This is a genomic window from Bacillus sp. bc15, from assembly GCF_900142585.1.
Lineage (GTDB): Bacteria > Bacillota > Bacilli > Bacillales > Bacillaceae_G > Bacillus_A > Bacillus_A cereus.
In genome coordinates this window covers 1,201,912-1,222,584 of sequence record NZ_FRBJ01000001.1, presented here as the reverse complement: position 1 = coordinate 1,222,584, position 20,673 = coordinate 1,201,912, and the positions used below count along the sequence as shown (strand labels likewise).

Genomic DNA, 20,673 nt, shown 5'->3' with positions numbered 1-20,673 from the left:
GTTTATATCTTATTCTACGCAAAATTGATACCATCAAAAAACTGTATGTTTAACATGTACAGTTTTTTAATGGTATAGCTGTGCAATATTCAGAAATTTCACATACCGTATTTTAAAAATAAATATAGGAAAAATAAAAAGTAATGTAGAATATATCGTACATACATATATACAGTCAACATAAAAGATAAAGAGGTGGGTATATGTTACTTGAGGAAGTAATGCAGCAACTAGAGGAATATGGAACAGAACAAAATCGAAAAACGTATAAAAACCACGGAGCGAAAGAGCCATTATTCGGAGTTAGTTTTGCGAATCTAAAATTGTTAAAAAAGAAAATAAAAAAAGATCACGATTTAGCAGTTGAATTGTGGGAAACAAAAAATATGGACGCGATGACATTAGCAACTTATATTTTAGACCCGAAGAATATAACAGCAGAACAGCTTAATAGTTGGGTTCAGGATGTTGATTATTACTGTTTAATGGATGTTTTTATGACATCTATATGTACTTCGCCAATTGCAATAGAAAGAATGAAAGAGTGGACAAAGTCTAATGATGAATGGATTGGAAGAGCTGGCTGGTCTTTATTAGCAAATATATCGATTAAAAATAAAGCGTTACATGATGATTTCTTCTCTCCATACTTAGAAGAGATTAAAGAAAATATACATAATGAAAAAAATAGAAAAAAAGAAGCGATGAATAGTGCTTTAATCGCAATAGGAATTCGTAATGAAGACTTAGAGCGACAAGCGATTGAAATTGCACGTGAAATTGGAAAAGTAGAGGTTGATCACGGTACAACATCATGTAAAACACCAGATGCAGAAAGCTATATAAAAAAAGCGAGAGAAAGAGCTGAAAAAAAGAAAATGAAATAAGAAAAGAGGAACGGCTATGAAACCAATTGAAGCAGCACAAAGCATAATTACATCACAATTTCCGAATTGTGATGTAGCTTTACTCGGTGGAAGCGTTGCACGAGGAGAAGCGACAAAAACATCTGATCTTGATATTGTAATAGTTGACCAAAGTTTAACTTCTTGTTATAGAGAATCTTTCTATAGTAATGGATGGCCTGTTGAGGTGTTTGTTCATAATTTTACAACATATAAAGCCTTTTTCAAAATGGATTGTGATCGAGGGAGACCGTCGTTACCACAATTAGTTTCAGAAGGGGTTGCATTAAAAGGGGAAAAGGAAATTGTTGAGAAATTAAAAAAAGAAGCGAATGATTTACTACATAAAGGACCAGCTAAATGGACCGAAGATACGATTAAGCAGAAGCGATATTTTATTACGGATATTTTAGATGACTTTATTGGTGCAACAAAAAGAGAAGAAGAATTGTTTATCGCTAATTTATTAGCGGATTTAGTACATGAATATGTATTAAGAGTAAATGGTAGGTGGCTTGGGAGTTCAAAATGGTTTATTAGAGTGCTAAGAAGATATGATGGGCAATATGCAAACAAATTTGTAGCGGCTTTTGATCATTTTTATAAAACGGGAGAGAAAAATGAATTAATTCATTTTATAGAAATGACGTTAGAACAGTATGGTGGAAGAGTGTTCGAAGGATTTTCTATTGGTAAATAAAAAGGGGAGAGAAAAATGAATGTACCATATGTTCAATTAAGAGAATTGACATTAGATGATGTAGAAGATCGCTATCAATGGTCGTTAGATAGAGATGTAACAAAGCATTTAGTCGTACCAGACCAATATCCTCCGTTCACTCGTGGAGATACGAGAATCTGGATTGAAGCTTGTATAAGCCGAAAAAATGGTTATGAACAAAGGGCGATCGTTACTGAGAAAGGTATACATATTGGATGGGTAGATCTTAAAAATTTTGATAAAACAAATAAAAATGCAGAACTAGGAATTGCGATTGGAAATAAAGACTATTGGGGGAAAGGATTTGGAATGGCAGCTCTAAACAGCATGTTACAAATAGGTTTTTCCCAGTTTGAATTGGAGAAAATTTGGTTACGTGTAGATGAAGATAATACACAAGCTAAAAAGAGTTATGAAAATGCCGGATTTGTATGCGAAGGGTTAATGAGAAATGATCGATTGAGACAGGGGAAGTTCATTCATCGCTATCGTTACAGTATATTAAAAGAAGAGTATGAATCAAAAAATAATCACCTATAAAAATATTATGTCAATTAAAAAGGGGAAGATAAAATGATTCGATTACTTACAAAAGCGGATGCAAAACAATATTGGGAGTTACGTTTACAAGCACTACAAGTAAATCCAGAAGCATTTGTAACGACTTATGAAGAAGCAGTACGTCAAGAAAACCCTCTTGAACGCGTTGCTAGTAATCTTTCATCCAACAGTAGTTTTACATTTGGTGCTTTTAATAATGAAAATCGTTTAGTTGGGGTTGTTACTTTATTAACAGAAGAAAAGGACGCATATAAGCATAAAGGGCATATCGTTGCAATGTATGTAGATACTGAAAATCGAAGAAGTGGTCTTGCACGTGATTTAATACGTAAAGCAATTGAAAGGGCAAAAGAGATGAAGCTAGAGCAATTGAACTTAGGGGTTGTGTCAACGAACGAACCAGCCAAACGATTATATGAATCAATGGGATTTAAAACGTACGGAATTGAAAAAAGGGCTATAAAAATGAATGGTGTGTATAGTGATGATGAACATATGGTGTTGTTCTTTTAAGAGATGAAGTTTTGTATGAAAAAGGGGAAAATGCGACTATAAGATGGGGAATTTGGCATATAGCAGATCATAATCGGTATCATCAAGCACATATAAGTCGATTGAGGAAATTATATAGAGAATATAAACTACATATTCTTTAATTTTTGAATAAACAAACGCCCCTAAATAATAATTAAAGGAGGCGTTTATTTTTATTCGTTTGTTTTTCTTCCCAAGCTATCATTAAATTTTTATGATAATCTTTTGGTTTTTCAATAGAAAACCAGTAAATTGAATGTGCAATAGTTGGTAGCCATCTTTTATGGCGGATTCGTATATTTTCATGGTGAGTATAGTGGGTCGAGATTAAGGTAGATTTTGACCCTTGAAAATTTTGGTATGTAATATCCTTGATTTCATACCAATACACTTTATTCCCATGCAAATCTACTACAATTCCTTCATCATCCCAATAGGAACCTATATCGTTTGCACGTGTTTTCCATAAGGTTAGGGCATACTTTAGTAGCCATAAGGAGAAAAATATTGAAATAATTCCTAGTAAATCAAATTCTTCCATTAAAGATAAAAACACTTATTAGAAGGAAAACAACTCCGAAAGAAAGTACAAATAAAATAGATTGTATAGAGGCTCTGTATATTTTCAGTGTTATCACATCCATAGAAGTAACTTATTTTTAAAATTATTTCTGTTTAATGTTTTTATATTAAGTATAATAAATGAATGTATTATTATCCTTTTCATTGCAAGTGAATGGAAAGTGAAATGTAAGTTTGTATGTAGATTTTTCATCGCGTATACTAAAATATATGTTATAGAGATTAAAAATTAAATACAAGGGGTTTTACAATGAAAGCAATTGTTATAGGGATACTGGCATCATTTTTCTTTGCCTTTACCTTTGTTTTAAACCGGGCAATGGACTTAGAAGGTGGAAGCTGGATTTGGAGTGCATCATTACGGTATTATTTTATGGTTCCAATGCTATTACTTATTGTTATGTATAGAGGAAACTTAAAGCAACTCTTTCAATATATGAAAAACAATCCGAAAGAATGGTTAGTATGGAGTATCGTTGGATTTGGTCTCTTTTATGCACCGCTTAGTTTTGCTGGAGCGTTCGGACCAGGTTGGCTCGTTGCATCAACATGGCAAATTACAATCGTTGCAGGGATTTTGTTAACACCATTTTTTGCGGTGGATCCACTACATAAAAAACTTCCGATGAAGGAATTAGTTATGTCGGGTATTATTTTATTCGGTGTTGTTCTCATGCAAGTAGAACATGCTTCTTCATTAGGTATTCGTGAAACCGTTTTATGTGTAGTTCCTGTACTTATTGCAGCATTTGCGTATCCTCTTGGAAATCGAAAAATGATGCAAGTTTGTAAAGGGGAATTAGATGTATTTCAGCGAGTACTCGGTATGACATTAGCAAGTTTACCATTTTGGTTTTTATTATCTGGTTACGAAGTATCAACTGGCGGATTACCGTCAAGTAACCAAGTTTTTCAATGTTTTATTGTAGCAGTTAGTTCTGGGTTAATCGCGACAATATTATTTTTCTTTGCAACAGATCTTGTGAAAGATGATCCACAAAAACTAGCAACAGTGGAAGCGACGCAGTCTGGTGAAGTTTTATTTGCGCTAGTAGGAGAGCTGATATGGTTATCTGCACCAATTCCGTCATCTTTATCTTGGGTTGGTATGAGTCTCGTTATTATTGGAATGATACTTCATAGTTATGTGGCTGTCGTTGTAAAAAAAGAAGAAAAAATAACGTCGTAATGAGATTAGCTCTTTTTATTAAGAGTTAGTCTTTTTTCATAGAAAGGGATGAAAATATGAATTTACAGCGTGTTGAACAAATTGAAAAAGATTCAATATTAAATGTGCTACAATATGCCGTCGGTCCAAATGAAATAAGCTTAAAGAAGGCAGTAATATTTTATCAAAGTAATAAAGGGACTTTGTACAAATATGAAGAAAAAGCTTGTATAGGTATTGAAGTAATCGGAGCAACTAAAGCACGAGTATGTCATATAGCAGTGGCTTCAGATTATCGTCAAAAAGGAATTGCACTGCAAATGATTAAAGAAGTGGTAAGGATATATCAATTGACTTATATAGAAGCAGAGACAGATGATGGGGCGGTAGAATTTTATAAAAGAATTGGTTTTCAAGTTAAAAGTTTAGGAGAAAAATATACGGGAATCGAAAGATTTCATTGTTATTTGGAAAAATAGTATAAAAATATGCATATGGAGTATAGCTTGAAAAAATAAGATTTACATTTTTCTTCATTTGAAAAAACTCTCGCTCATCATTATCTACGATTTTAATAGAGTTTTGAGGCTTCAGTACACCCATATATATATTTTTGTAGTAATGAATATGATTAAGTTAAAAATTAAGAAAAATATGATAATATATTTATATAAAAGTTTAAATTTACGTGGCTAGTGAGGGAACCAATATGAAAATGAATGAAATAGTAGCAAGCACACAATTTCCAAATACAATCGAAACAATAACAAAAGATTTAAAAGCATTAGGAATCGAAAAAGGAATGACAATTATCGTTCATTCATCACTAAGTTCTATCGGATGGATATCTGGTGGTGCGGTTGCTGTAGTAGAAGCATTAATGAAAGTTGTTACGGAAGAAGGAACGATAATAATGCCAACGCAATCTTCGGATTTGTCTGATCCGAAACATTGGTCAAGACCACCTGTACCGGAAGACTGGTGGCAAATTATCCGAGATAACGTCCCTGCATTTGATTCACGTATAACCCCAACAAGGGGAATGGGTGAAATAGTTGAATGTTTTCGTACATATCCGAATGTAGTACGTAGTAATCATCCGTTAGGAAGTTTTGCTGCATGGGGAAAACATGCAGTAGAAATAACAATGAACCATTCATTATCAATGAGCTTTGGAGAAGAATCTCCATTAAGAAAAATATACGATTTAGACGGGTACGTATTATTAATTGGTGTTGGATATGATTCAAATACGTCTGTTCATTTATCCGAGGTGCGTACTGGTGCATGTGAGTTAATACAAGTAGGAGCACCTATTATAGAAAACGGTGAAAGAGTGTGGAAAGAGTTTGTTGAAATGGATTACGAATCTGAGAAGTTTGTAGAAATTGGTGTTGAGTTTGAGCGAAAAGGAACTGTAAAAAATGGGAAGATAGGGAATGCAACGTGTCGTCTAATGAAACAGCGTGATATAGTTGACTTTGGAACAGAATGGTTTCGTAAGAAAAATTAGTAAGGGATGGTTACAATGAAAGGGAAAAAGGTATTAATTACGAGCGGTGGTTGTCTAGAAAAATGGGATCAAGTACGCGGGCATACGAATATGGCTAAAGGTACAATCGGAAGGATAATCGCAGAAGAACTTCTAGCTAAAGGGGCACATGTTATATATTTACACGGTTATTTTGCGGAGAAACCGAGCGATGTACATAGAGGGTTAGAATTACATCCATTTGAAGGGATTGTTGATTTACAAGATAAAATGAAAAGTATCATCACACATGAAAAGGTTGATGCGGTTATTATGGCAGCGGCTGGATCAGATTGGATTGTGGAGAAGATCTGTGATCAAGATGGTAATGTTCTTAATATGAACGGAAAAATTTCAAGTGATATTGCACCGATTATTCACTTTCAAAAGGCTCCAAAAGTATTAAAACAAATAAAAGAATGGGACCCAGAAACAGTACTTATTGGTTTTAAACTTGAAAGTGATTTAAATGAAGAAGAACTGTTTGAAAGAGCGAAAAATAGAATGAAAGAAGCAAGGGCGAATGTAATGATTGCGAATTCACCACATTCTTTATATTCGCGCGGAGCTGTGCATTATGTAATTGGACAAGATGGTAAAGGGAAGTTGTGTAATGGGAAAGATGAAACAGCGAAAGAAATTGTCAAAAGCTTAGAGGTATTATGTAATCGTGTCACTGCTTTTTAAAATTAAGTTTTTAGATAAGAATGAATCCGCATAGTAATAAGTAAGCGAAACTTTAATTGGTGGGAATTTTACTTTTACACGAATGTGAAGCGTATATCAATCAAGAGCTATACACAGAATAATTGGTGAGGAGTGGATTCTATGGAACATTTATTAAAGCAAGCTATTAAACTTAGAAACGAAAAGAAATATGCGCAGTCTAAAGAGATGCTTATAGGATTAACAAACTTTACAAAGGATGCAGAAGTACTGTATCAGTGTGCGTGGATACATGATGTAATGGGGCTAGAAACAGAAGCAGTTCCGTATTATGAGCAGGCAATCGCAAATGGACTTGATGGCGAATCCCTTTGCGGTGCTTATATTGGTCTAGGAAGTACATATCGTTGTATAGGGGAATATGAAAAGGCAATTACAGTATTAGAAGCTGGGGTGAAAAAATTCCCAGAGAACGATCCGATGAAAGTATTTTTATCATTAGCAAAATATAACGTAAACGATCACGAGTCAGCGATGAAATTATTACTTGAAACTGTCGTGAAAGTAGAGGAAGTAAAAGAATTTGAACGTGCCATTTCATTTTATAAAGACCACTTAAATGAGGTTTTTAAATAAAGGAGTGAACGTATGAATGTTACACTATCGCGAAGGCGAAAAGGTATTTGGATTGGACTCGTCTCTTTAATTATGCTATCAAACTATTTATTGTATGCTCTTCCAATAGTACCAGCTGCGCCGAAAGAAGTTGTACTTGGGTCATTATTAGATTGCATGTTTGTCATTCCAATCATCACGTATTTCTTCATTATTCGAAAAAGGTACTCGTTAACGTATATAGTTCCTGTTGTAATAGCTGGTTATATTTTTGCAAGATTTATTATTCCAAGTGACTATTTACAAGATTTTCCATACGTTTCTTATATTATAGTTGCAGGAGAAATTGCTTTTGTATGTTTAGAGTTATTCCTTCTATATAAAATTGTTAGAAAGCTTCCTACCATAATAAAAAAATATAAAGAATATAAAAGTGAGTACTCTTCATTTTCTTATGCAATTGATGCTGCGTTTGACGCTACTATGAAAAGAAATAAATTAATAGATATCATTGTAACGGAGTGTAAGTTAATCTATTATGCATTTTTATCGTGGCGTGAAAAAGTACCAGAAGGTGAATACGTATACTCATATCACAAAAAGACTGGTGCAATAGGTGTATATATCATGATCATCCATGCGACCTTAATAGAAAGTATTGGTTTTCATTATTTGCTACACCAGTGGAATCCAGTAATAGCATGGATTTTACTTATTTTAAATGTATACGCGATGATTTATTTTATAGCTGAAATACAAGCGATGCGTAAAAATCCACTTATCGTAACAGAAGAACAAGTAATTATTCAAATTGGATTAGGAAAGAAAATTGTTATACCATTTACACAAATTGATAATATTGCGTTTTACAAGGATGAATTGCTAACGGCAAAAGAAGGGAAACAGGTATTGGATGCAACTGTTATGGAGTTCATAAAAGAACCTGCTACTTTTGAAATAACATTAAAAGAGCCAGTGAAAGCACAGTTGTTATATGGATTTTCTAAAACAGTAAGTCGTGTGCACTTAAATGTTGATGAAGAACGAAAATTTTATGATGCGGTTAAGGAAAAGTTAAAACATGAGTAATAGTGCTGTTAGTTACATAAAAACAAATGCGTTTCCGTTAGAAGTGAAAAAATATGAAACATGGATAGTGAAAAACTCTTTCTAAATAAGAAGGAGTTTTTCTTGTGTACTTGTATAAATCATTATATAAAAAACCATATACTTCTTTATCGTTAGATAAAGAAGTATATAATTGAGGATAGAACTAGTATGAGGGGAAACAAAATAATGAATAAGTTACTTACATCGAAAAGTGAAATTATAGAAAGAAAAATCCGGTATAACTCAACAATAGTAGATCACAATTGTTTATTACTTGAAAAGCAATCACAAAGTATCGTTTTATTTCACGAGGTGCAGTATTCATTTACAATGACTGCAAAAGATACTAAGTTAACAATCCCAAAAGGAAGTTATACAATCGCATATTATTGGAAAGATCGTCCGTACAATTTATACGTATGGAGAGATATAAAAGGGAAGTATTTAGGTTCCTATTTTAATATCGTAAAAAACACACAAATAAAAGGAGAAGTGGTTTCCTTCGAAGATTTAATCATCGATATTATGGTACTTCCAAATGGAGAATACTTCCTATTAGATGAGGATGAATTACCAGAACCATTAGGAAATTTCGAAGGTGGTTATGTGAACGAAGCTCTTCATTTATTAACGGATACAATTAAAACGTTCCTTCCAAAAATAATAAAAGGGACTGCTGATATCTTTAAAAATAAATAATGTTCGCTAAAACCTAGTTGACTTATCGGAAATATTTGTATAATATGTACTTAATTCCATAACGTATTGCTGATTGGAGAAACCAAAGGCATTTTATCTGTTGATAAAATGCCTTTGGTTTTTTTATTGCACAAATACTGAATCTGTTCATTTATATGAATCATTTTAAGGAGGAGAAGAAATGACTGTTTCAATTGATGGGGTATCAAAATATTTTTTGAAACAAACTGGTACTGTTCAAGTATTAGAGAATATTAATTTTCAATTAGAGAAAGGGGATTTTGTTACAGTAATTGGTCCGAGTGGGTGCGGAAAAAGTACATTACTAAAAATTGTTGCAGGTCTAGATAATGATTTTGAAGGTGAAGTTATTATTGACGGGGAGCCTATCTTAAAAACGAGCAAGAAACAAGGTTTTATTTTTCAAGAGCATAGGCTTTTTCCATGGTTAACAGTTGAAGAAAATATAGCGGCAGATTTGTCGTTAAAAGATAAGTATGTGAAAGATAAGGTGAGAGAATGGGTTGAAATCGTTCGGTTAGATGGCTTTGAAAAATCGTATCCGAAAGAAATTTCAGGCGGGATGTCACAACGTGTTGCGATAGCGAGAGCGTTATTAAGAGATCCGAATGTATTATTACTTGATGAACCTTTTGGAGCGCTGGATGCTTTTACTCGGAGTCATTTACAAGAAGTATTGCTGAATATTTGGGAGCAGAAGAAAACAACAATGATATTCGTTACACATGATATAGACGAAGCGATATATCTTTCAAACCGAATTATCATTATGAGTGCAAAACCAGGGAAAATACATAAAGTGATTGAAAATAATTTGCCTTATCCGCGAAATAAAACTTCTCAATCGTTCCAACAACTTCGAACGAAAGTATTACAGCAGTTTGAATATGGAGGGTTGATTCAAACAAGTATATAGGAAAAGGGTGATTTTATATGTATAAAAAATTTAAAATTCTTTCTTTTGCTTTAGCTATATCAGTATTTTTATTAGGATGTGAAAAAAGTACAGTAAGTAGTAAGAAAGAAGATGTAACAATACAAATTGGTATACAGCAAGGATTAAGCCCGCTATTACTAGCAAAGAAAAAGGGATGGTTTGAAGAGGAGTTTAAAAAAGAAGGAGTTAAAGTGAAATGGACAGAGTTCCAAAGTGGACCTCCTTATTTTGAAGCAATCGCATCAAACCGGTTAGACTTTGGTGAAGTAGGGAATTCTCCAGTCATTTCAGCGCAAGCAGCAGGTATTGGATTTACCGAAATCGCCAATACAAGTTATGCGAGAAAAGGAACTGGAATTCTCGTTCAAAAAGATAGCAAGATTGCGAGTGTAAAAGATTTAAAAGGTAAAAAAATTGCAGTAGCAAAAGGAAGTAGTGCCTTTAATTTATTATATAGAGCGCTTGATAAAGAAGGTATTGATGCAAAAGATGTAAATGTCATTCAATTACAACCAGATGAAGCGCAGCCTGCATTCGAATCAGGATCAGTAGATGCATGGGCGATTTGGGACCCTTTCATATCATTACATACGTTAAATAAAGGTGCGAAGGTGATTGCAGACGGTGAAACATTAAATGTCTCTTCACCAGAATTTTTAATTACGAGGACAAAATTTGCGAAAGAACATCCAGAATTAGTTGAGAAATTCCTCAAAGTTTATGAGAAAGCACGTGTATGGCAAGAGGCTAACTTAGATGAAGCAATAAAAGTGTACACTTCTGTAAAAAAGATAGATGAAGAGATTGTAAAAGAAGTGTTTAATCACGACAAACCAATTTTAGTTCCGGTAACGAAGGAAATAATAGCAGAACAACAAAAGACAGCGGATTTTCAATATAAGCTCGGTTCTATAAAGAAAGAAATTAAGACGGAAAAAGTTGTAGATAATTCTTTCGTAGAAAAAGCATTGAAAGCGAAGTGAAAAGAGGTTTTGTAAAGTGGAAAATACGAAAGCTGTTATGAAACCAGCGAGTATAACGATTAAGAAAAATGGCATAAAGAAGGTACGAAAGTTAAATGTAAAAGTTTTAGTAAGGGCGATTACTATACCGGTTATTATATTAATAATTTGGCAGTTGGCTGGCGTATTCGGTCTTGTTTCTAAAACAGTTTTACCAACACCATTAGATATTTTTCTAGCTTTCCAAGAGCTTATTAAAACAGGAGAGTTATTCGGCCATTTAAGTATTAGTGTATTCAGGGCTGCGGCTGGTTTCTTTATTGGTGGGGGCTTAGGAATCATTTTAGGAACAATTGTTGGATTTTCAACGAGAAGTGAGCAATATTTAGACCCATCTGTGCAAATGTTAAGAACTGTACCTCATTTAGCTGTTGCGCCGCTTTTTGTATTATGGTTCGGTTTTGGTGAAACATCGAAAGTGTTATTAATTGCAGATGGTGCATTTTTTCCTTTATACGTAAACGCATTTTTAGGTATTAGAGGTGTGGATTCAAAGTTATTTGATGTTGCGAGAGTGTTAGAGTTTAGCAAAAGAAAACTAATTACGAAACTAATTTTACCATCTGCATTGCCTAACCTTTTACTAGGAGCAAGGTTATCGTTAGGTGTTGCATGGGTGAGTTTAGTAGTAGCAGAACTTATGGGATCTACAGAAGGTATTGGTTATATGATTATGGATGCAAGGCAATTTTCAAATACAGATATCGTATTTGTCGGCATAATTATCTTTGCATTTGTTGGGAAGTTTTCTGACTCTCTAGTACGTTTACTAGAAGTGAAGTTTTTAAGATGGCGAGATAATTTTAAAGGTGAGACTGGGAATTAACATATAAATTATTAGGGGTAATTTATATAGAATTTGTTAGTATACGTTTCAAAATAAATAAGGGATGTGTAAAGGTATGGAATTATTATGGTTTATTCCGGCTTATGGAGATGGTCGATATTTAGGAACGACAAAACGAGGAAGAGCAGCTGAATATGGTTATTATAAGCAAGTTGCTGCGGCAGCTGATTATTTAGGATATACGGGTGTTTTACTTCCAACTGGTCAAGGATGTGAAGACCCTTGGGTGTTAGCTTCAGCTCTTGCTGCTGAAACAGAAAAACTAAAATTCTTAGTAGCAGTGAGACCAGGACTAATGTCACCTACAGTTGCAGCGAGGATGGCATCTACATTTGATAGAATTTCAGATGGGAGACTACTTATTAATGTAGTAGCTGGAGGAGATCCAGTTGAACTACAAGGAGATGGATTATATCTTGAGCATGATGAAAGATACGAAGCAGCGGATGAATTTTTAAAAGTTTGGAAATCGACATTGCAAGGTGAAACGATCTCTTTAGAAGGAAAACATATTCAAGTTACAGATAGTAAAGTTGTATTCCCGCCAGTTCAAACACCATATCCTCCTATATATTTCGGAGGATCATCAGCTGCTGGAAAAGAAGTAGCAGCTGAACATAGTGATGTATATTTAACGTGGGGAGAGCCACCAGAGCAAGTGAAAGAGAAAATAGAAGAAGTAAGAAAACTTGCAGAAGAGAAGGGGCGTACAGTACGATTTGGCATTAGATTACACGTAATTGTAAGAGAAACAGAAGAAGAAGCATGGGAAGAGGCAGAACGTTTAATTCAATATGTGGATAATGAAACAATTGAGCTTGCTCAAAAGACATTTGCAAGATATGATTCGGTTGGTCAAAAGAGGATGACACATTTAAATAAAGGTACGAGAGAGTCGTTAGAGATAAGCCCTAATTTATGGGCTGGAATCGGACTTGTAAGAGGTGGGGCAGGTACTGCACTTGTAGGCGATCCGCATACAGTAGCAGAAAGGATAAAAGAATATGAATCGTTAGGAATTGATACGTTTGTTTTATCAGGATATCCGCATTTAGAAGAAGCGTATGAGGTCGCAGAATTGTTATTCCCATTATTGAAAGACGAGAAGAAAGAAGAAAATAAAATTGTTGGTGAAATGATTGCTGATGCATATGCATTAAAAAAATAGTGAGAAATAAAGTTTCACATATTTATTGCTTTATTTTGTTCACTGCCTGTTAATACGGGATAAAAAACCCGCAAGTTATTCGCTTGCGGGTTTTCATCGTAAATTATTAGAAAATATGGTAAAATTAAAGGGTAACTTAAGGTGCGGTTGGTTGTTCAATTATCACTTCTCCGAGTAGGAGGGGGGTGATAATACGTGAGTGAAATAGCGTTGCTACTGCAAGGTGGACTGTTTCTCGTTGCATTGTTAACGTTCGTCGTCGTTTTAATAGACAAGCTCAAAAAATAACAACCCACCTATGCTTATAGAATGTGGGTTGTTTTGTTTGTAAGAAACAAATAGGATAAATGAACAATCCAATCTGCTAAGTTACGTGGACTAGTGTGTAGCCGCACACTAGTCTTTTTTATTTATATACAATTTATAATTGGTTTATGTGATTGTATTGTTCTTTTCATACTCATTATAACACAGTGTCTTTTCATCAAGAAAGGAGACCGTATGTTCTGGTTCCTGTTATATAGTAGGTGCTTTTTCTTTAAACAGCCCATCCATATACTGTTTTAAACTTTGGACATAAAATTTCTGCGTATTCACATTATTTACACCGACAATCGGCGATGGAAGGTCAAATCTTTTTTCTGATAAATGAACGACAACATCAAAGATGTCAAACAAACGAATGAAGCAAAACAGGCCGTCTTTATCGCTAAGTAAAATAAAGTAATGATTTTCACTACTTGTATTTAGCGTATTCCATAAAGAACTTTTGCTTAAATCACGTACAATGCTTTTTTCTTTTAGTTCCACGAAATCTGCATTTGAGAGAATGGTAGAAATATCAATTGCATCTTGATCTTCAAAGTAGCCATCAACTGTTTGTACAGCGAATGTATAAGCCATTTTTAATACACTCATTTTATATTTACGGTTATCTAATAGTAATTCACGTTGAATAGAACTCGCTACTTTCGTTACACGTTCCTCCTTCCAAATTTCATTATGTAAGGAAATATCGTGCTTTTTACATAGTTTCATAATTAATGCATTAGAATAAAGAATCTCGTCGCTTACTTCGACAACATCAGTCTCAGCAGCCGCAAGTTCCTCACCGTGCTCATTCGTATAGAGTGGGGAATCAATTTGTCTTTTCATTTGTTCAATCTTAAATTGACTCAATTTATGCCTAATTAAAGGACGATCAATATCTGTTGTCATTTGTTCATGACAAGTATCACAAATTGAGTTTGTGAAATAATATCCACATAATATTTCTGGAATGACATATTGTTCACTAAGTTCTTTCGTATCTTTTCTGCAAATGATGCATTGTGTCATTTTTATCACCTTTACCTGCAAATTTGTATGTAATCTCATTGTAGTGTATTTATTGGTATTTTGGAATATTGTAAAGGAAAATATTATGTGAAATTCATACTTATTTTGGTACAATGAAGAGAAGTGCTAGTTTAAAGGAGGCCGTTTTTTTGAAATCAAAAGTGCACTTTTGGACATTAGAAGTGCTAATGGTTGTAGGAATCATATTTATTTGCACAAAAATATCATTTTTATTTCAACCGATTGGTATCTTCATATCAACATTGTTTTTCCCAATCTTAATCGCGCTTTTTTTATACTTCATATTTAATCCTGTATTAATCTTTTTGGAGAATAAAAAAGTACCTAGAAATTTAGCGATATTACTGTTATATCTTTTTATCATAACATTAACTGCGGTTGGCGTTGGAGTAGTTGTTCCTACGATTTCACAACAGCTAATGGACTTAGTAAAAAATATGCCAGGCTACATAAAAGAGGGGAAAGTATACATACAAGAATTATCACATCATAGGTTGTTTGAATGGTTATCTACACAAAACTACGTTTCCATTGAAACAATTGAAAAAAATGCGATTGAATACTTAAAAGATATTCCAAATACAATTACGTCGAGTGCAACGGCTTTATTTGGTATTATCACGAACGTTGCATTAGTTGTATTTACAGTACCGTTCATTTTATTTTACATGTTTAAAGATGGACATGCCTTTCCAGGAAAAGCGGTAAGTTTATTACCTGAGTCTTACCGTGAAGAGGGGCTTCGTATCATTAAGGAAACGAACGAAACATTATCTGCATATATTCAAGGGCAAGCGCTCGTTTGTATATTTGTAGGTGCGTTTACTTTTATCGGTTATTTAATTATCGATTTACCGTACGCTTTTGTTTTAGGAATTATTGCAGCATTTACAAACATCATTCCTAACTTAGGGCCATTTATTGGGGCAGCACCAGCTGTTATTGTAGGACTGTTCGTTTCTCCGATGCAAGCCTTATACGTAATTATTATCGTAACAATTGTACAACAGTTTGAAAGTAATATTATTTCACCGCGTATTATGAGCTCGAAATTAAACATTCACCCATTAACAATTATTATCCTAATTTTAGGGGTAGGTAATTTTGCTGGAATCATCGGAATGATTTTAGCAGTACCAGTTTATGCAGTAACAAAAACTGTTGTTTCGAACTTAGTGAGATTGTTTAAGACAAAGAGAAGTAATCGGAAATAGTGAAACCTGAGAAAGATACACCGCTTTTTAAGTGGTGTATCTTTTGTTTATAAATAAATAATTAAAAGCGGGTTGATTTGATTTTATTATATATTTTTTATACATCAAATTCAGTGATAAACTTGTGTGATATAAGCTCTATAAAACTATGTGGAATCCCTCTGAACTATCCAAATCATTTCCTTACAGCGTGCTATCAACATCATAATCGACTCCTTTCAATTCTATATAGTTAAACGATTAAAGGTGAGTGTAGTATTTGCTCCTACGATCTCGAATTTCATCAATAACTTGTTTATATTGTCTTTCTTGTTTTAATTCATTTTGAGATATTGTTTCTTTTTGAATTGTAATCGTTAAAAAGAAAAGGTGAAACTTCATATGTGAATTCCTCCTTTCGAATTGGAATTACAGATGACTACAGTAATGACTTTGTCTTTCTTTTACATGATCTATAGCCTGATTAATTTGTCGTTCATGAAACATTTCAGACTCAGAAAATTTATTTTTTTGAATGGTAATGGTTAAAAAGAATACTTTAAATTTCATTAGATGATTGCCCCTTTATAAGTGATTTAGAAAAAACGAGTGTAATAAGAAATTACAGATGACTACAGTAATGACTTTGTCTTTCTTTTACATGATCCATAGCCTGATTAATTTGTCGCTCATGAAACATTTCAGACTCGGAAAATGTATTTTTTTGAATGATAATGGTTAAAAAGAATACTTTAAATTTCATTGGATAATGACCCCTTTATAAGTGATTTAGAAAAGACGAGTGTAATAAGAAGATTGGCGCTCTTTTACTTCGTCCATAATGTTTTGAATGTATTGCTCACGTAAAATCTCTTTCTGTGAAAGTTTACGTTTTTGAATAGTGATAGTTAAAAAGAATGCTTTAAATTTCATTAGATTTATGACCCCTTTATAAGTGATTTAGAAAAGACGAGTGTAATAAGAAGATTGGCGCTCTTTTACTTCGTCCATAATGCTTTGGATGTGTTGCTCACGTAAAATCTCTTTCTGTGAAAGCTTACGTTTTTGAATGGTGATTGTTAAAAAGAATGCTTTAAATTTCATGAATATATTGCCCCTTTAAAATATATTTTTAATACATTTGAGTGTAGTATGAACTTTTAATGTCAGTTATTTTATCAGTCAGTTGTTTTAACTGTTGTTTACGATTGATTTCAGTTTCAGATAAAGTATTTTTTTGAAGCACAGTCGTAAAAAAGAAAATATGAAAAGTCATAAATGAATTCCTCCTTTCGAAAAGGAATTACAGGTGATCACAGTAAAGTGCTTGGCGCTCCTTAACATCATTCATAGCTTTTTCAATTTGCTCATTATGAAGAATTTCCCCTTTGGAAATTGTATTTCTTTGAATCGTAATACTTAAAAACAATACGCTAATAGTCATTGAATGTTGCTCCTTTCTTAGAAAAATAATGTAAGAGACTAAAAAATCGCGCAAAAAAACCACAGGAAGATACAGTTCTCCTATGGCTGGGCGCGAAAAAGCCACAGGAAAGTATACGACCTCCTGTGGCGAATTTATGAATTAAATGAAATAAATTACGATTTTCAATTCTCCATTAGGGTGGTCGAATTCATATTTAATTGTCCAGAAAACACAGGTGCAGTTAACGCTAAAGTTAATGCATGTAATTGTAAGTTCATCATTTCCTTCGACCTCCTTTTAGAATTTTTTTCTTACGTTAGTAAGTATATACAATTAATGGATAATTGTAAACATAAAAAATGAAAATTTTTAATTTTGATTAAAATGCGTATATTTAAAAAGGGGTTTGAAAGTAAATATTGTAATTAACGAAATATCGATAAAAATGGGGGATGCTAAATGAAATATATGCATCATAACATAATCGTTATGCTAACAATTTTTTTATTTATTACGGCTTGTTCTAACGGGGAAAGAATAAAAGCTATATATGATGTTAGGTCAGATGATTTTAAGAAATATACTGGGACATACGTTGGTAATAATTCAGATGTGGTTGCAATTATTAATCATTTACCCGGTGGTGGAACAGTTCAAAGTATAAGTTTAGAAAATGAAAATATAAAAGTGAACTATGGCGCAAAAGGGAGTGGGGCTCTTACAGAAGAAATGATTGAGACGTATTGGTTTGATGAGAAAGATACGATGAAGAAGAATTTTCTCTTTAACATTATTTATCTTGTAGTTTTAGTTCCAAATGCAAACAGTTACGAGTTTCAGGTAGAGAATATAAAATTTATGATGAAAAGGGAGGAAATCCTATCAATCTTGCATGGAAAATTTGATGATTTTCCAAAAGAAGATGATATATGGGATAAAAAGAAAGTAGTAAAGTTTCTTAACGATAATAATGAAAAAATTAAAATGCTTGTGGAAGATAAAGATTTTCGGAAATCTTTATTTGCTAAATATCCAGTGAGCCAGTTGAAATAATGGAGGGGAGAAGATGGAGTTAGTATACAAAATTTCTTATCATAGAATGCAGGATCATTATTTACCTAAATTAGTACAGGCAATTAGGCTCGTTAGTGAAGAAGATTTGTGGAAAAAAGAGACCTCTGTTAATTCAATTGGTGGAATCGTACTACATATTTGTGAACATTTACAGAGAAATACAAGGCGTTATAAGGATCCAAATATAGTTTTTGAAAATGGAATTGAAGAATATTTTCCAGTGAAACAAATAAGATCTGAAGCTTTGTTAAAAACTGTTGAAGAAATATTTGATGAGTGGGGCAAAGCATATATACAGGTCTGGGAAGAAAAAAGGCATATTGATCTTCAAAGTCTATTACATTTGGTTGAGCATACAAGCTATCATTTAGGGCAAGTAGTAGATCGTACAAAATGTATTGAGGGACAACAGTTTAATTTTTGTCAAAATGGTATAAATGAAAAGAATTTGAGAACAAGAGTTGAAACTTCGAATTTTTAGAAAGAGAGACATTCTTAATTGAATGACTCTCTTTTTTTGTAAAAGAAATTTATGGAAAAAAATAATTCTATGTGATATGGTTAATTACATAAGTAATGAACCTATGAACCTAAGGTGGTGAAAATGTGAAGCCGACTCTAGAACAAAATAAATTAATATACATACAAATTGCAGAAACGATTGAATCTGATATTTTAAAAGACATATTGCTTGAAGAAGAACAAGTTCCATCGACAAATCAATTTGCGAAGATGTTACAAATAAATCCGGCTACCGCAGCTAAAGGGGTGAATGTATTAGTGGATGAGGGGATTTTATATAAAAAGAGAGGGATCGGGATGTTTGTTGCAAAAGGAGCAAAAGAAGTTGTACTAAAAAAAAGACAAAATACTTTTATGACTGAATATTTACCTAAAGTGTGGGAAGAAGCGAAAGTACTAGAAATATCAAAAGATGAATTGATGGATATGATTCAAAAGATTACGAAGGAGGGGAAAGAGGGATGATTGCACTTGAAACGAAAGATGTAACGAAAAAGTATAAAAAGAAAATAGCTGTAAATGAAGTAACGATTTCATTGGAAGAGAATAAAATATATGGTTTGCTTGGAAGGAACGGAGCAGGGAAAACGACTTTATTAAATTTACTAGCAGGACAAATTACTTCAAGTAGTGGAAGTGTATCAATATTTGGTGAAGATGTTTTTGAAAATAGTAAAGCGATGCAAAATATTTGTTTCGTTAGAGTAAAAGAAGAGTCTCATTTAAGTTATAGCGTAAAAGAAATTTTTAAGATATGTAACATGTTTTATAAAAATTGGGATCAGAAGTTTGCTGAAGAACTGGCGGGTAAATTTCAGCTTAATATAACAGAGAAATACCATAAACTATCTCATGGCATGCAAACAGTTGTAGGAATTATTAAAGGGTTAGCAAGCAGAGCGACAATTACTATTTTTGATGAACCAACTACAGGATTAGACGCAGCACATCGTGAGTTATTTTATAGTTTACTACTAGAAGATTACGGGGAGTATCCCAGAACAATTATATTATCAACACATCTGGTAGAAGAAGTAACCCATGTTATTGAAGAAGTAATTATCATAAAAGAAGGTGCACTTGTTGTTCAATCAACAGTGGAAGATTTATTGCAACAAGGTCATATTATTTCAGGGCAAAAAGGTAAAGTGGAGGAGTTCTTGATTAATAAAAAAGTTATAAATAAAGAAATTTATGGGAATAAAGGTATTGCTGTTATATGGGAAGAGCTTTCTAATGAAGATTGTTACTCTCTTGAAAAAGAAGGTTTAGTAATTGATAGAATTACATTACAAAAACTATTTATTCACATGACTGGTGGTGAAGTGGAATGACGACGTTAATGAAACAATTGAGGTTACATATAAATTTTCATTATAAAGCAATTTTAATATTTTGGATTGTAGCTTTATTAATAAAAGGAGCTTTATATGCTGCTCATTTAAATGAAGCGAAAGTTGGTTATTTACCCGAAATTATCAATAATCCTTCAATTGCAATTATGATTTTTATAGTAGGGAGTGTTTTCATTGTTCAAGATGATGTATTTCGTTTAGCAGTTTCATTTGGTATAACGAGAATACAATATTTTATCGGAGCGATTTGCTATATCGTGTTGCAATCCGCATTGTTTTCATTCCTTCAAATACTGTTTTTACAAGATATAAAATATAACTTAGTAAATGTTAACTTTGGAGAGCAATTAATACAACAGTTTATTTTACAATTTTTATTTTATGTTACGATAGCATGTTTCTTTCAAGTAGTAGTAATTTTTAAGCAAAGATTTCAATGGATTGGTCTCATGATTGGTGGGTCGCTTTTCCTTTCAACAAATAGTGTGCTGTATGGAGAAGTAGGGATAAAAGGATTGTTATTTACAAATGATGTATCTTTAATAGATATCCCTTATTTTATTGTTATTTCAATTGGATTAACAATTCTTTATATCATAACTAGTAGTATATTTATTCGTAAAGTATCGTTTGAACGAACAGTTTAAAATAGTGATA

At 32.9% G+C, this 20,673-nt stretch carries 31 protein-coding genes and 1 pseudogene; 23 read left to right on the top strand and 9 right to left on the bottom strand.

Annotated elements, in window-relative coordinates; all coding sequences use genetic code 11:
• Nucleotides 1-203 precede the first annotated feature (203 nt).
• From BUA87_RS06210 to BUA87_RS06190, 5 genes and pseudogenes are all read left to right on the top strand, one after another.
• Nucleotides 204-887 (top strand): DNA alkylation repair protein, encoded by a 684-nt coding sequence (locus BUA87_RS06210; RefSeq protein WP_000923452.1) that lies wholly within the window; start codon nt 204-206, stop codon nt 885-887.
• Nucleotides 888-903: 16 nt separating this feature from the next.
• On the top strand, nt 904-1,605 hold the full coding sequence (locus BUA87_RS06205; protein ID WP_016512664.1) for a nucleotidyltransferase domain-containing protein: 702 nt from the start codon (nt 904-906) through the stop codon (nt 1,603-1,605).
• A 15-nt stretch (nt 1,606-1,620) separates the two neighbouring features.
• Complete coding sequence (locus BUA87_RS06200; protein ID WP_001102494.1) at nt 1,621-2,166, top strand: GNAT family N-acetyltransferase; 546 nt, start codon at nt 1,621-1,623, stop codon at nt 2,164-2,166.
• Nucleotides 2,167-2,199: 33 nt separating this feature from the next.
• Nucleotides 2,200-2,700 (top strand): GNAT family N-acetyltransferase, encoded by a 501-nt coding sequence (locus BUA87_RS06195; RefSeq protein WP_000620322.1) that lies wholly within the window; start codon nt 2,200-2,202, stop codon nt 2,698-2,700.
• A gap of 5 nt (nt 2,701-2,705) precedes the next feature.
• A pseudogene (locus tag BUA87_RS06190) lies at nt 2,706-2,843 on the top strand (DinB family protein); the annotation flags it as partial.
• Nucleotides 2,844-2,875: 32 nt separating this feature from the next.
• On the opposite strand, the gene BUA87_RS31670 reads toward BUA87_RS06190, so the two are convergent.
• Nucleotides 2,876-3,262, bottom strand: a complete 387-nt coding sequence (locus tag BUA87_RS31670) for a hypothetical protein (RefSeq protein ID WP_000390805.1) — start codon at nt 3,260-3,262, stop codon at nt 2,876-2,878.
• Nucleotides 3,263-3,553: 291 nt separating this feature from the next.
• Here BUA87_RS31670 and BUA87_RS06180 point away from each other — a divergent pair, with 291 nt between their 5' ends.
• The 12 genes from BUA87_RS06180 (at nt 3,554) to BUA87_RS31665 (ending at nt 13,375) form a co-directional block, all read left to right on the top strand.
• Nucleotides 3,554-4,492 (top strand): DMT family transporter, encoded by a 939-nt coding sequence (locus BUA87_RS06180; protein ID WP_072938768.1) that lies wholly within the window; start codon nt 3,554-3,556, stop codon nt 4,490-4,492.
• A 56-nt stretch (nt 4,493-4,548) separates the two neighbouring features.
• Nucleotides 4,549-4,950, top strand: a complete 402-nt coding sequence (locus BUA87_RS06175; RefSeq protein WP_001053320.1) for a GNAT family N-acetyltransferase — start codon at nt 4,549-4,551, stop codon at nt 4,948-4,950.
• A gap of 230 nt (nt 4,951-5,180) precedes the next feature.
• Nucleotides 5,181-5,984 (top strand): AAC(3) family N-acetyltransferase, encoded by an 804-nt coding sequence (locus tag BUA87_RS06170; RefSeq protein ID WP_000783341.1) that lies wholly within the window; start codon nt 5,181-5,183, stop codon nt 5,982-5,984.
• 15 nt (nt 5,985-5,999) lie between these two features.
• Entirely contained in the window at nt 6,000-6,689 is a 690-nt protein-coding gene (locus BUA87_RS06165; RefSeq protein WP_000676727.1) for a phosphopantothenoylcysteine decarboxylase domain-containing protein, read from the top strand.
• Nucleotides 6,690-6,830: 141 nt separating this feature from the next.
• Complete coding sequence (locus tag BUA87_RS06160; protein WP_000400637.1) at nt 6,831-7,304, top strand: tetratricopeptide repeat protein; 474 nt, start codon at nt 6,831-6,833, stop codon at nt 7,302-7,304.
• A gap of 12 nt (nt 7,305-7,316) precedes the next feature.
• On the top strand, nt 7,317-8,372 hold the full coding sequence (locus BUA87_RS06155) for a hypothetical protein (RefSeq protein WP_072938766.1): 1,056 nt from the start codon (nt 7,317-7,319) through the stop codon (nt 8,370-8,372).
• A gap of 207 nt (nt 8,373-8,579) precedes the next feature.
• Nucleotides 8,580-9,092 carry a ribonuclease FAU-1 family protein gene (locus tag BUA87_RS06150; RefSeq protein WP_001037890.1) on the top strand — a complete coding sequence of 171 codons (513 nt, stop codon included), beginning with the start codon at nt 8,580-8,582 and terminating at the stop codon, nt 9,090-9,092.
• A gap of 181 nt (nt 9,093-9,273) precedes the next feature.
• A complete protein-coding gene (locus tag BUA87_RS06145) occupies nt 9,274-10,029 on the top strand; it encodes an ABC transporter ATP-binding protein (RefSeq protein WP_000218578.1) in 756 nt (251 codons plus the stop codon).
• A 17-nt stretch (nt 10,030-10,046) separates the two neighbouring features.
• The gene (locus BUA87_RS06140) at nt 10,047-11,033 is read left to right on the top strand and encodes an aliphatic sulfonate ABC transporter substrate-binding protein (protein WP_000276915.1); all 987 of its coding nucleotides are present in this window, start codon (nt 10,047-10,049) and stop codon (nt 11,031-11,033) included.
• Nucleotides 11,034-11,049: 16 nt separating this feature from the next.
• Nucleotides 11,050-11,898, top strand: a complete 849-nt coding sequence (locus BUA87_RS06135) for an ABC transporter permease (RefSeq protein ID WP_000432135.1) — start codon at nt 11,050-11,052, stop codon at nt 11,896-11,898.
• A 76-nt stretch (nt 11,899-11,974) separates the two neighbouring features.
• Nucleotides 11,975-13,087, top strand: a complete 1,113-nt coding sequence (gene ssuD / locus BUA87_RS06130; protein ID WP_000422252.1) for an FMNH2-dependent alkanesulfonate monooxygenase — start codon at nt 11,975-11,977, stop codon at nt 13,085-13,087.
• 195 nt (nt 13,088-13,282) lie between these two features.
• The gene (locus BUA87_RS31665) at nt 13,283-13,375 is read left to right on the top strand and encodes a putative holin-like toxin (protein WP_001289320.1); all 93 of its coding nucleotides are present in this window, start codon (nt 13,283-13,285) and stop codon (nt 13,373-13,375) included.
• Between the two features lie 228 nt (nt 13,376-13,603).
• Here BUA87_RS31665 and BUA87_RS06125 read toward each other — a convergent pair whose 3' ends face one another.
• Nucleotides 13,604-14,425: an HNH endonuclease gene (locus tag BUA87_RS06125; RefSeq protein WP_000189684.1), complete on the bottom strand. Its 822-nt coding sequence runs from the start codon at nt 14,423-14,425 to the stop codon at nt 13,604-13,606.
• 149 nt (nt 14,426-14,574) lie between these two features.
• On the opposite strand from BUA87_RS06125, the gene BUA87_RS06120 reads away from it, so the two are divergent.
• Complete coding sequence (locus BUA87_RS06120; RefSeq protein ID WP_000837892.1) at nt 14,575-15,660, top strand: AI-2E family transporter; 1,086 nt, start codon at nt 14,575-14,577, stop codon at nt 15,658-15,660.
• Between the two features lie 240 nt (nt 15,661-15,900).
• Here BUA87_RS06120 and BUA87_RS06115 read toward each other — a convergent pair whose 3' ends face one another.
• From BUA87_RS06115 to BUA87_RS06085, 7 genes are read right to left on the bottom strand one after another with little or no spacing between them, the layout of a single operon-like run.
• Complete coding sequence (locus BUA87_RS06115) at nt 15,901-16,041, bottom strand: YrzI family small protein (RefSeq protein WP_000668497.1); 141 nt, start codon at nt 16,039-16,041, stop codon at nt 15,901-15,903.
• Between the two features lie 27 nt (nt 16,042-16,068).
• Entirely contained in the window at nt 16,069-16,209 is a 141-nt protein-coding gene (locus tag BUA87_RS06110; protein WP_000669802.1) for a YrzI family small protein, read from the bottom strand.
• Between the two features lie 52 nt (nt 16,210-16,261).
• Entirely contained in the window at nt 16,262-16,402 is a 141-nt protein-coding gene (locus tag BUA87_RS06105; protein ID WP_000669797.1) for a YrzI family small protein, read from the bottom strand.
• A gap of 26 nt (nt 16,403-16,428) precedes the next feature.
• On the bottom strand, nt 16,429-16,572 hold the full coding sequence (locus BUA87_RS06100) for a YrzI family small protein (protein ID WP_000668968.1): 144 nt from the start codon (nt 16,570-16,572) through the stop codon (nt 16,429-16,431).
• Nucleotides 16,573-16,599: 27 nt separating this feature from the next.
• Nucleotides 16,600-16,743, bottom strand: coding sequence for a YrzI family small protein (locus BUA87_RS06095; protein ID WP_000668965.1), 144 nt, complete (start codon nt 16,741-16,743; stop codon nt 16,600-16,602).
• A 28-nt stretch (nt 16,744-16,771) separates the two neighbouring features.
• A complete protein-coding gene (locus BUA87_RS06090; protein WP_000142729.1) occupies nt 16,772-16,915 on the bottom strand; it encodes a YrzI family small protein in 144 nt (47 codons plus the stop codon).
• 27 nt (nt 16,916-16,942) lie between these two features.
• Nucleotides 16,943-17,083: a YrzI family small protein gene (locus BUA87_RS06085; RefSeq protein ID WP_000156197.1), complete on the bottom strand. Its 141-nt coding sequence runs from the start codon at nt 17,081-17,083 to the stop codon at nt 16,943-16,945.
• 441 nt (nt 17,084-17,524) lie between these two features.
• Between BUA87_RS06085 and BUA87_RS06080 the strand changes: the two genes are divergently transcribed.
• The 5 genes from BUA87_RS06080 (at nt 17,525) to BUA87_RS06060 (ending at nt 20,663) form a co-directional block, all read left to right on the top strand.
• Nucleotides 17,525-18,118, top strand: coding sequence for a DUF4825 domain-containing protein (locus BUA87_RS06080; protein ID WP_000876527.1), 594 nt, complete (start codon nt 17,525-17,527; stop codon nt 18,116-18,118).
• A gap of 13 nt (nt 18,119-18,131) precedes the next feature.
• Nucleotides 18,132-18,620, top strand: coding sequence for a DinB family protein (locus BUA87_RS06075; protein WP_000424636.1), 489 nt, complete (start codon nt 18,132-18,134; stop codon nt 18,618-18,620).
• 125 nt (nt 18,621-18,745) lie between these two features.
• Entirely contained in the window at nt 18,746-19,126 is a 381-nt protein-coding gene (locus BUA87_RS06070) for a GntR family transcriptional regulator (protein WP_000805185.1), read from the top strand.
• Nucleotides 19,123-19,995 carry an ABC transporter ATP-binding protein gene (locus tag BUA87_RS06065; RefSeq protein ID WP_000560921.1) on the top strand — a complete coding sequence of 291 codons (873 nt, stop codon included), beginning with the start codon at nt 19,123-19,125 and terminating at the stop codon, nt 19,993-19,995. The genes BUA87_RS06070 and BUA87_RS06065 overlap by 4 nt, the downstream gene beginning before the upstream one ends.
• Nucleotides 19,992-20,663, top strand: coding sequence for a DUF4052 domain-containing protein (locus BUA87_RS06060; RefSeq protein ID WP_000209601.1), 672 nt, complete (start codon nt 19,992-19,994; stop codon nt 20,661-20,663). The genes BUA87_RS06065 and BUA87_RS06060 overlap by 4 nt, the downstream gene beginning before the upstream one ends.
• Nucleotides 20,664-20,673 lie beyond the last annotated feature (10 nt).

Coding starts and splice junctions, on each gene's coding strand:
- BUA87_RS06140 (WP_000276915.1), top strand. CDS start 10,047: ATGTATAAAAAATTTAAAATTCTTTCTTTTGCTTTAGCTATATCAGTA.
- BUA87_RS06145 (WP_000218578.1), top strand. CDS start 9,274: ATGACTGTTTCAATTGATGGGGTATCAAAATATTTTTTGAAACAAACT.
- BUA87_RS06155 (WP_072938766.1), top strand. CDS start 7,317: ATGAATGTTACACTATCGCGAAGGCGAAAAGGTATTTGGATTGGACTC.
- BUA87_RS06125 (WP_000189684.1), bottom strand. CDS start 14,425: ATGACACAATGCATCATTTGCAGAAAAGATACGAAAGAACTTAGTGAA.
- BUA87_RS06165 (WP_000676727.1), top strand. CDS start 6,000: ATGAAAGGGAAAAAGGTATTAATTACGAGCGGTGGTTGTCTAGAAAAA.
- BUA87_RS06115 (WP_000668497.1), bottom strand. CDS start 16,041: ATGAAGTTTCACCTTTTCTTTTTAACGATTACAATTCAAAAAGAAACA.
- BUA87_RS06210 (WP_000923452.1), top strand. CDS start 204: ATGTTACTTGAGGAAGTAATGCAGCAACTAGAGGAATATGGAACAGAA.
- BUA87_RS06195 (WP_000620322.1), top strand. CDS start 2,200: ATGATTCGATTACTTACAAAAGCGGATGCAAAACAATATTGGGAGTTA.
- BUA87_RS06180 (WP_072938768.1), top strand. CDS start 3,554: ATGAAAGCAATTGTTATAGGGATACTGGCATCATTTTTCTTTGCCTTT.
- BUA87_RS06095 (WP_000668965.1), bottom strand. CDS start 16,743: ATGAAATTTAAAGCATTCTTTTTAACAATCACCATTCAAAAACGTAAG.
- BUA87_RS06065 (WP_000560921.1), top strand. CDS start 19,123: ATGATTGCACTTGAAACGAAAGATGTAACGAAAAAGTATAAAAAGAAA.
- BUA87_RS06175 (WP_001053320.1), top strand. CDS start 4,549: ATGAATTTACAGCGTGTTGAACAAATTGAAAAAGATTCAATATTAAAT.
- BUA87_RS06100 (WP_000668968.1), bottom strand. CDS start 16,572: ATGAAATTTAAAGCATTCTTTTTAACTATCACTATTCAAAAACGTAAA.
- BUA87_RS06085 (WP_000156197.1), bottom strand. CDS start 17,083: ATGACTATTAGCGTATTGTTTTTAAGTATTACGATTCAAAGAAATACA.
- BUA87_RS06075 (WP_000424636.1), top strand. CDS start 18,132: ATGGAGTTAGTATACAAAATTTCTTATCATAGAATGCAGGATCATTAT.
- BUA87_RS06160 (WP_000400637.1), top strand. CDS start 6,831: ATGGAACATTTATTAAAGCAAGCTATTAAACTTAGAAACGAAAAGAAA.
- BUA87_RS06080 (WP_000876527.1), top strand. CDS start 17,525: ATGAAATATATGCATCATAACATAATCGTTATGCTAACAATTTTTTTA.
- BUA87_RS06060 (WP_000209601.1), top strand. CDS start 19,992: ATGACGACGTTAATGAAACAATTGAGGTTACATATAAATTTTCATTAT.
- BUA87_RS06090 (WP_000142729.1), bottom strand. CDS start 16,915: ATGACTTTTCATATTTTCTTTTTTACGACTGTGCTTCAAAAAAATACT.
- ssuD (WP_000422252.1), top strand. CDS start 11,975: ATGGAATTATTATGGTTTATTCCGGCTTATGGAGATGGTCGATATTTA.
- BUA87_RS06170 (WP_000783341.1), top strand. CDS start 5,181: ATGAAAATGAATGAAATAGTAGCAAGCACACAATTTCCAAATACAATC.
- BUA87_RS06150 (WP_001037890.1), top strand. CDS start 8,580: ATGAATAAGTTACTTACATCGAAAAGTGAAATTATAGAAAGAAAAATC.
- BUA87_RS06110 (WP_000669802.1), bottom strand. CDS start 16,209: ATGAAATTTAAAGTATTCTTTTTAACCATTACCATTCAAAAAAATAAA.
- BUA87_RS06200 (WP_001102494.1), top strand. CDS start 1,621: ATGAATGTACCATATGTTCAATTAAGAGAATTGACATTAGATGATGTA.
- BUA87_RS06205 (WP_016512664.1), top strand. CDS start 904: ATGAAACCAATTGAAGCAGCACAAAGCATAATTACATCACAATTTCCG.
- BUA87_RS31670 (WP_000390805.1), bottom strand. CDS start 3,262: ATGGAAGAATTTGATTTACTAGGAATTATTTCAATATTTTTCTCCTTA.
- BUA87_RS06105 (WP_000669797.1), bottom strand. CDS start 16,402: ATGAAATTTAAAGTATTCTTTTTAACCATTATCATTCAAAAAAATACA.